The sequence below is a fragment of the Corallococcus praedator genome, assembly GCF_003612125.1.
In the GTDB taxonomy this organism is placed as follows: domain Bacteria; phylum Myxococcota; class Myxococcia; order Myxococcales; family Myxococcaceae; genus Corallococcus; species Corallococcus praedator.
On the sequence record NZ_RAWI01000476.1, the window covers coordinates 1 to 6,376 of the forward strand.

Sequence of the window (6,376 nt, forward strand, 5' to 3'; positions counted from 1 at the left end):
GGAGGGGGAGTGGCAGGGGAGGCCCCTTGCGCGAACGCCGGCCCCGAAAGGCCAGCGCTCAGGAGCGCGAGGAGACGGAAGGTGGCGGATGCGACGCGCACGGTACGACCTCGGAAGGCGGCTTAACCCGACGGCACGAGGTCATACCATCCTTTGACGGGGGCTGCCCGGAGGCGAGCCGCCCGCCAGGCAGGGAAGCAGGCAGCGATCAACCGCCCTTGCGCAGCTCCGTGAGGACGAGCTTCGCCACGGCCTTGAGCGTGTCGAAGACGCCCACGCCCGTCGGAGCCACGGCCTGGTACTCCGGCATGTTCCGGGGGTTGAGCGTCTTGTGCATCTCTTCGGCGGTGACGGCGTTGGGCAGGTCCCGCTTGTTGTACTGCATGACGGCGGGGATCTTGTTCAGGTCGTAGCCCTGCTCGGCCAGGTTGATGCGCAGGTTCTCGAACGATTCCATGTTCGCCTCCATGCGCTCGATCTGGCTGTCGGCGACGAACACCACGCCGTCCACGCCCTTCAAGATGAGCTTGCGGCTGGCGTCGTAGAACACCTGACCGGGCACCGTGTAGAGGTGGAAGCGCGTCTTGAAGCCGCGGATCTCACCGAGCGACAGCGGCAGGAAGTCGAAGAAGAGCGTGCGGTCCGTCTCCGTCGAGAGGGAGATCAGCTTGCCCTTCGTGTCGGCCGCCGTCTTGTTGTAGATGTACTGGAGGTTCGTGGTCTTCCCGCAGAGCCCCGGCCCGTAATAGACAATCTTGCAGTTGATTTCGCGGGATGAGTAATTGATGAAGGACATGGCTTCCCGGGTTACTCGCTGAAGAGGTTGTCGATATCGTCGTCGGAGATCTCGGCGAACGGCGAACCGGCTCCGGGGCTGTCGGTCTTCTTCACGAGGCTTTCGAAGATCTTCGTCAGCTCGTCGCTGGCCTTCTTGATGCGCAGGCGCACCAGACCGAGGCTCGTGCGGTTGTCGAAGATGACGACCAGCACCACCCGGCTGCCGACGATGGTCATGTAGAGGCTGTCCTTCGCCCCTTCATGGAACTGGTTGGGGAACTCGTTCTCCCCGATGAGCTTCGCCAGTCCACCCATGGCCGCCACGTTGCCCGCCGTCAGCGACGCCAGCGACGTGGTGTCGATGTTCTGCGTCTGGCCCGCCGAGGAGATGAGCTGGCCGTTCTTGTCGACGAGGAAGACCACCTTCGCGTTCGCGTCCTTCGTGAGCCGGTCGCAAACGGCGTTGATCTTGGTGAACTCCTCTTCGTACATCACCAGTTGCGTGCCCATGGGCGTATGCGCTCCTCAGCGTTCGCTCGCCCCGCTCACGGCGGCGCTCCGATGTTTCTGGAGTGAATCCCGGAGGTTAGACGAGGCGCTACCGACCGTCGTCATGCTTAGCAAAGCAGTTCCACTCCAGCAAGAAGCCAGCCGTGATCCGCGCCGCTTCTTGAAGGAATGACGGCATCGCGGGTTGGGACACCTGCCCTCCTTCTCTATACTCCGCCGGGCCTTGCGCCGCCCGATCCCCCTCACCGACATCCTTCCGCGCCTGCTCTTCCTCCTCCTGGCGCTGCTCTGCCACCGGGCCGCCAGGGCCGAGCCCCTGGAGCCGGAGCGCGCCTCGCTGCGGCTGCGCTACGGCCTGTCCGTGCGCCAGGGTGAGCAGGTGGATGTAGGGCCCGGGCTCACCTACAAGGGTGTGACGCCCAACGATGGCGCGCTGACGTTGACGGGCTGGGGGACGGGGCCGGTGGGCCGCTTCCTGGGCGGTCAGCTGGATCTCCAGCGGGAGGCGTTCGACCTGAAGGACGCGTCGGTGCGGGTGACGGGCGGCAGCCTCGCGCGCGGTTCGGTGGGGCCGCGCGGGCGCCTGTTCCTGGGGCCGGTGCGGCTGGAGCTGGGCGCGGGCTACGGCTTCGCGCAGCTGCCGCTGTTCGGTGGGTTTGCGTCCGCGCCGGTGTTGCAGCGGGGCGTGCGGCACGCGGCGCTGGTGTCCGGCCGGGTGCGGGTGGCGCTGCCGGCGGACTTCCAGTTGGAGGCGCGGGGGGAGGTGCCGCTGACGCTCTCCGCGCACGCCGCGGGGGGGCTGGAGGCGTCCTCGAAGGGCTACGTCGTCGGGGCGGCGCTGCTGCACCCGGTGATGATCCGCGAGCAGTGGACCGGGACGCTGCTGTTGGACGTGCAGCAGGCGCACGACACGATGACGCTGACGGACACGGGCCTGCGCTCCGAGCAGCGGCTGCGGCGGATTGGCCTGGCGCTGGAGCTGGCGTGGCGCGACGACGCGCGCGGCTCCCGTCCCGTGGAGGGGCCGACGCAGGGCTTCGTCCCGATGCGGGTGGTGGACGCGGAGACGGGCGCGCCGCTGGCGGGGGCCCGGGTGCGCGTTCCCTCCTTGAGGACGCCCGGCACGAGCGAGGAGCTGGTGACGGACGCGCAGGGAGAGGTGCGCGCCCTGCTGCCCTCCGGCGCGCAGTCCGCGCAGGTGAGCGTGGAGGGCTATGAGGAGGTGACGGAGCGCGCCACCGTCAGCGGCTCCGGGGAGAACGCCCCGTTGCGGATCCGCCTGCGCAAGAAGGCGCCGCCCACCGGGTCCCTCAAGGTGAAGGTGGTGCAGGGCAAGAACAGCGTGCCGCTTCCGGGCGTGCGCCTCACCGCCGGCACCACCGAGGTGCGCACGGACCTGAAGGGGGAGGCCCTGCTGGAGGGGCTCGTGCCCGGGCCGGTGGCCGTCTCCGTGTCGGCGCAGGGCTTCCGCGCGGCGGAGGAGGCCGCGGTGGTGGTGGCGGGGCAGGCGTCGGAGCTGGTGGTGGTGCTGTCCCAGGAGCGCAAGGGCGAGCTGGCCACGCTCCTGGGGCAGGTGCGCAGCGCGCGGAGCGGACAGCCGCTGGTGGCGACGGTGTCCATCCCCCAGGCGAAGGTGCGCACGCGCACGGACAAGGCCGGAAGCTTCACGGCGCGCGTCCGGGGCGGTACGTACCGCATCACCCTGTCCGCGAAGGGGTATCTGCCGCAGACCAAGTCCGTCACCGTGCGCGACGGCGAGCAGGCCATCTTCAACGTCGATTTGTTCCCGAAGGCCCGGTAAGTCCGCGGGGTCTCTCTTCCTGCGTGCCGCCCGTCCGTTGCCGAGGTTTCAGTGAGTCCTGTCCGCATCCTGGCGCTGTCGCTGCTCGTCCTCGTCTCCGGCTGCGCGGGGTGTGAGCGCGAGGAAGCTCCGAAGCCCGCGCCGGTGGCGGAGGTGGACGCGGGGGTGGTGGCAGCGCCGCTGGCCCAGTTGGAGGGGCTGACCGGCGACGTGCGCCTGGAGCGCGGGGGCAAGGTGGGGCCGGCTGTGCCCGGGCCCCTGCTCGCGGGCGACGCGGTGGAGACGGGCGACCAGGGCTCCGCGGTGGTGCGCTTCCCCGGAGGCCGCACGGTGGAGGTGGGCCGCGAGGGCCGCTTCGCGCTGGGCTCGGATTCCACGGGTGTGGTGATGAAGGTGGAGCGCGGCATCGTGCTGTCGCGCGTGCCGGCGGGTGGCAGCGCGGCCGGCGCGGGCTCCAAGGTGACGCTGAACATCCTCACGCCCTTCGGCCTCACGCGCGTGGGCTCGGAGCCGTCGGAGGTGAAGGTCGCGGTGGCGGAGGACTCGGCCCGGGTGGAGGTGATGCTGGGCGCCATCGAGCTGGTGTCCAAGGATGGGCGCACGCTGAAGGCGGCCCAGGGTGACGCGGTGGACCTGACGCGCGAGCGCGCGGAGGTGGTGCCCGCGGGCCCGCGCATCGTGGAGCTGGCGCCCATCGCGGTGACGGTGCGCGCGCCGTCGGGAGGCGCCGCGGAGGTGAAGTCGAAGGCCACCGGCCGCTGGCGCAAGGTGCGCCGCGAGGGCGAGGTGCTCACCTTCGGCGACGGCGTGCGGGCGAAGGGCGGCGAGGCGGTGCTGTCGCTCAAGGACAGCGGCTCGCTCCTGACGCTGTCCCCTGGCGCGGAGGCGGTGCTGGAGGGCGCGGGGCAGGAGGGCGTCACCGACGAGGCGCGCGTCAACCTGTTGCAGGGCATGCTGGCCGTGCAACTGGCCACGGGGCGCACCAGCCGCGTGGTGCTCCCGGAGATGACGCTGGAGGGGGGCGGCGCGGCGAAGCTTGAGATCCGGCGCACCGGCTCCGGCTTCCTGGTGGCGGCGCACACGGGCGACGTGACGTTGCGGCGGGGCGACACGCGGCAGGCGCTGCGCGCGGGCGAGCGCGCCACGGTGGGCAACGACGGCACGGCGAAGGTGGAGCCGCTGGAGGCGGCGGCGGTCGCGGTGGGGCCGGGCGAGGGCGCGGAGGTGTATCACCGGGGCCTCTCCGAGGTGGCGCTCACCTGGGAAGGGGAGGGGGACGCGGTGGTGGAGGCGGCGCTGGACGCGGGCTTCACGCGCCGGGTGCTCTGGGGCCGGGTGCACCGCCCTTCCGTCAACGTGTCGGCGCCGGCGCGGGGCACGCTCCACTGGCGGGTGAAGAAGGAGGATGGCACCCCGGTGGCTTCCGGCAGTGCGTACTTCGCGCCGGAGTCGCGCACGAACGCACTGGCGCGGGTGCGCAACGTGGTGCCCGAGGGGCCGGAGAAGACGACCATCTTCTACCAGGACAAGCCTCCGGCGGTGACGTTCACCTACGGCGCGGAGCCGCAGGCCAGCACCTACCGCGTGGCGGTGTACAAGGCGGGCGCGCTGACGACGCCCGTGGTCCAGCGCACGGTGCCGGAGACGCGCGCGGCGCTGGAGGCGGGGGCGTTGGGCGAGGGCAGCTACCTGTGGTCCGTCACGCCGCTGTCGCAGGCGGGGGCCGCGCTCAAGGGCGGGCGGATGAACAAGCTGGAGCTGGTCTACGACAACTCGGTGGTGAAGCTCGTCGTCGACAGTCCGCGTCAGGGGACAGCCGCGGCGGAAAAGGTGCGTGCGGCGGGAGTCGCGCCCGTGGATGCTCGCCTGTCCATCAACGGACGGGCCGTGCCCCTGGACGGCAAGCACCGCTTCGATACGTGGGTGTCCCCCATGGGAACGCCCCCCCTTCTGGTGTTTAAGATGACGCGTCCCGGTGCCCCGGACGTACTCACGGTGCGCACCCTGAAAACGCGAGGGCCTTGAGGCAATGGCACCCCCCCAGCCCACCGTTCCCATCCCGGATCCCGCCGGGGCCTCGTCCGCGCCGCTGTTGCAGCCCTATGGCCAGTACGTCCTCGTGCGCAAGCTGGCCGAGGGAGGCATGGCGGAGATCTTCCTCGCCAAGCTGCTGGGCGCGGATGGCTTCGAGCGCAACGTGGTGCTCAAGCGGATGCTGCCGGCGCTGTCGGCCATCCCTGACTTCGTGGAGATGTTCCGCGACGAGGCGCGGCTCGCGGCGAAGCTGTCGCATCCGCACATCATCCAGATCCACGAGCTGGGCTTCATCGAGGGCTGCTACTACATCTGCATGGAGTACCTCGCGGGCGAGGACTTCTCCACGACGCTGCGGCTCGCGGGCCGGCGGCGTCAGTACGTGCCCATTCCGGCGGTGCTGCGGGTGCTCATCGACGCGGCGCGGGGCCTGCACTACGCGCACACCTTCACCAACGAGCAGGGCCAGCCGCTGCACGTGGTGCACCGGGACGTGTCGCCCTCCAACCTGTACGTGACGTACCAGGGCCAGGTGAAGGTGCTGGACTTCGGCATCGCCAAGGCCGAGTCGCGCCTGGTGCAGACGCGCACCGGCGTGGTGAAGGGCAAGTACATCTACATGGCGCCGGAGCAGGCGCAGGGCAAGGAGGTCGACCACCGCGCGGACGTGTTCTCGCTGGGCGTCAGCCTCTACGAGGCCGTCACGCACGTGCGGCCCTTCTCGCGAGAGAACGACCTGGCGGTGCTCAACGCGCTGTTGCAGGGCGACTTCGAGAAGCCGCGCGCCCTGCGGCCGGACCTGCCGGAGGGCCTGGAGGCCATCATCCTGAAGGCGATGGCCTTCAAGCCGGAGGACCGGTACGCGACCGCGGACGACTTCGCGGACGCGCTGGAGGCCTTCGCGGTGGAATCGCAGGGGGGCGCGGCCGGTGCGCCGGCGCTCGGGGCGTTCCTGCGCAGCCACTTCGGGGAGGAGCGCTACACGGAGAAGATGCGCATCCCCACGCTGGCCACGCTTTCGGCCGCGCGTCCGACGGACCCGGAGTTCGCGGCGGTGGCGGCGCTCGCCACCGGAGCGGGCACGGGGACCTACGGTCTGCCTGGGCGCGTGAGCCGGACGGGCATGAGTCCGGTCACCGTGCACGGCAGGACGGGCGGGGCTTCTGCCGCCGCCCTCCCCGCGCCCGAGGTGATCCCGGATCTCCCCATGGCTCCGCGTCCTGCGTCCCGCCGCTGGTGGGTGGGGCTCGTGGG

5 protein-coding genes are annotated in these 6,376 nt (G+C 70.9%); 3 read left to right on the top strand and 2 right to left on the bottom strand.

Translation table 11 applies throughout. The annotated features are described in order from the left end of the window. Positions 1 to 208 precede the first annotated feature (208 nt). Complete coding sequence (mglA, locus tag D7Y13_RS36515) at positions 209 to 796, bottom strand: gliding-motility regulator Ras-like GTPase MglA (protein WP_120537892.1); 588 nt, start codon at positions 794 to 796, stop codon at positions 209 to 211. An 11-nt stretch (positions 797 to 807) separates the two neighbouring features. Continuing rightward, on the bottom strand, positions 808 to 1,287 hold the full coding sequence (mglB, locus tag D7Y13_RS36520) for a gliding-motility regulator GTPase-activating protein MglB (RefSeq protein ID WP_002637270.1): 480 nt from the start codon (positions 1,285 to 1,287) through the stop codon (positions 808 to 810). 223 nt (positions 1,288 to 1,510) lie between these two features. On the opposite strand from mglB, the gene D7Y13_RS36525 reads away from it, so the two are divergent. The 3 genes from D7Y13_RS36525 to D7Y13_RS36535 form a co-directional block, all read left to right on the top strand. Next, positions 1,511 to 3,088, top strand: a complete 1,578-nt coding sequence (locus D7Y13_RS36525) for an MSCRAMM family protein (RefSeq protein WP_120585944.1) — start codon at positions 1,511 to 1,513, stop codon at positions 3,086 to 3,088. A 51-nt stretch (positions 3,089 to 3,139) separates the two neighbouring features. Continuing rightward, positions 3,140 to 5,113, top strand: a complete 1,974-nt coding sequence (locus D7Y13_RS36530; protein WP_120585945.1) for a FecR family protein — start codon at positions 3,140 to 3,142, stop codon at positions 5,111 to 5,113. 4 nt (positions 5,114 to 5,117) lie between these two features. Then, the coding region (locus D7Y13_RS36535) for a serine/threonine-protein kinase (RefSeq protein WP_244222423.1) at positions 5,118 to 6,376 on the top strand (1,259 nt) is incomplete at its 3' end.